Annotated in this window: 2 protein-coding genes; both read left to right on the forward strand. The window is 63.7% G+C overall.

The genetic code is table 11. The features are described 5' to 3' along the window. The first annotated feature begins 5 nt into the window (after positions 1 to 5). Positions 6 to 1,046, forward strand: a complete 1,041-nt coding sequence (locus WAN71_RS27965) for a virulence factor Mce family protein (protein ID WP_422228435.1) — start codon at positions 6 to 8, stop codon at positions 1,044 to 1,046. Further along, positions 1,043 to 2,477: MCE family protein (locus WAN71_RS27970; RefSeq protein ID WP_422228434.1), on the forward strand; the 1,435-nt coding region annotated here is incomplete at its 3' end. The genes WAN71_RS27965 and WAN71_RS27970, both read left to right, overlap by 4 nt.

A 2,477-nucleotide genomic window follows, 5' to 3' on the forward strand; every position in this document is an offset into this window, starting at 1 on the left:
AACCCATGAAAATCACCGGAACCCTCGTCAAGCTCGGCATCATCTCCCTGGTGTTGCTGTTCTTCACTGCGTTGATCGTCGTGGTGTTCGGTCAGATGCGCTTCGACCGGACCAACAGCTACACCGCGGAGTTCAACAACGTCAGCGGCCTGCGCAACGGCCAGTTCGTCCGGGCCTCCGGGGTGGAGATCGGCAAGGTCAAAGACATCAAGCTGATCGAGGGCGGTCATCGGGTACGAGTGGACTTCGATGTCGACCACTCGATCCCGCTGTACCAGTCCACCACCGCGCAGGTCCGCTATCTCAACCTGATCGGTGACCGCTACCTCGAGCTCAAGCGCGGGGAGGGCGAGGGCGCCGACCAGAAGCTGCCGCCCGGCGGGTTCATCCCGCTGTCGCGCACTCAGCCGGCGCTGGATCTGGACGCGCTGATCGGTGGTTTCAAGCCGCTGTTTCGGGCGCTGGACCCGGAAAAGGTCAACAACATCGCGTCCGCGATCATCACCGTCTTCCAAGGGCAAGGCGGCACGATCAACGACATCCTTGACCAGACCGCACAACTGACCTCTCACATCGCTGAGCGTGACCAGGCGATCGGCGAGGTGGTCAAGAATCTCAACATCGTGCTGGACACCACGGTGAAGCACCGCGCGCAATTCGACGAGTCCGTCGACAATTTCGAGAAGCTGATCAGCGGACTGGACAAACATGCCGACCCGCTGGCGGCCGGCACCGCGAACATCAGCAACGCTGCCGGCACGGTGGCCGACCTGCTCGCCGATAACCGGACCTTGCTGCACAAGACGCTGAACTACCTGGAGCCGATCCAGCAAGCGGTCGTCGACCAGCGTGACCTGTACGACGATCAGATCAAGCGGACGCCGATCGGAATGAACATTGTGGGCAACGCCGTCGGCAACTACGGCGACTGGGTCAACTTCTACTTGTGCGATCTCACCCTGAAGACCAACGGACTGCAGGCCGGCGGCCCGGTCCGCACGGTCAGGGTCTGGTCGCAGCCGACAGGTAGGTGCACGCCGCAATGAGAACCCTGGAACCCGCCAACCGCCTGCGGATCGGCCTGATGGGCCTGGTCGTGACGGTGCTGGCCGTCGGTGTGGGGCAAACCTTCACCAGTGTCCCGATGTTGTTCGCTCAGCCCACCTACTACGGGCAGTTCACCGACACCGGCCAGCTGAACAAAGGTGACAAGGTCCGCATCGCCGGGGTGGACGTCGGCGAAGTCCGGGGCATCAAGATCGATGGCGACCACATCGTGATGAAGTTCTCCACCGGCAGCAACACCATCGGCACCGAGAGTCGGCTGGCCATCAAAACCGACACCATCCTGGGTAAGAAGGTGCTCGAGATCGAGCCGCGAGGCACCCAGACGTTGCGGCCCAATGGTGTGTTGCCGTTGGGGCAAAGCACCACTCCCTACCAGATTTACGACGCGTTCTTCGACGTCACCAAGGCCGCGGCCGGCTGGAACATCGACACCGTCAAACAGTCGCTGAATGTGTTGTCGCAGACCATCGATCAGACTTATCCGCATCTGAGTGCGGCCCTGGATGGCGTGGCGAAGTTCTCCGACACGATCGGCAAGCGCGACGAGCAGGTCACGCATCTGCTCGCGCAGGCGAACCAGATCGCCAGCATCTTGGGCGATCGAAGCCAACAGATCGACCGGCTGTTCGTCAACTCCAACGACTTGTTGGCTGCGTTCAACCAGCGCAGTCGGGCGATCAGCGCGCTGCTGAACAACGTGTCGGCTTTTTCGGCCCAGGTGGAAAACCTCATCAACGACAACCCGAATCTGAATCCGGTGCTGGAGCAGTTGCGCGCGCTCAGCGACGTGCTGGTGGCACGCAAGGATGACCTGGCTCAAAGCCTCAAGTATGTCGGCCAATTCGCCGCGTCACTCGGCGAAACCGTCTCCTCGGGACCGTATTTCAAGATCGTCCTGTCCAATCTGCTGCCGTACTGGATCATGCAGCCGTGGGTGGACGCCGCGTTTAAGAAGCGCGGTATCGACCCGGAGGACTTCTGGCGCAGTGCCGGGCTGCCGGCGTTCCGGTTCCCCGACCCGAACGGCACGCGATTCCCCAATGGTGCGCCGCCGCCGTCGCCGGCAACGTTGGAAGGTACCCCGGATCATCCGAACCCGGCAGTGGCGCCGGGGTCGCCGTGCTCGTACACGCCGACGCCGGAATTGTTGCCGCGGCCGGGCAACCCGATGCCGTGTGCAGGTATCGACCAAAACCTGGGGCCGTTCGGGCCGAATGGGCCGTACCCGGCCTTGCCTGATGTGGCCTCCTCGCCGCCGAACCCCAACGGGCTCCCCCCGACTCCCGGGATTCCGATCGCCGGCCGGCCGGGGCAGGTGCAGCCGGATCTGCCCGGCACGCCGGTGCCGATCGCGCCCGGACCGCCCGGCGGGCGGACCGAGCCGCTGGGACCGTTGCCGGGTCCCGCTC

It is taken from the genome of Mycobacterium sp. (assembly GCF_049280035.1).
GTDB lineage: Bacteria > Actinomycetota > Actinomycetes > Mycobacteriales > Mycobacteriaceae > Mycobacterium.

Excerpts from the sequence above, each read along its gene's own strand:
- WAN71_RS27965 (WP_422228435.1), top strand. The coding sequence starts at position 6 with ATGAAAATCACCGGAACCCTCGTCAAGCTCGGCATCATCTCCCTGGTG.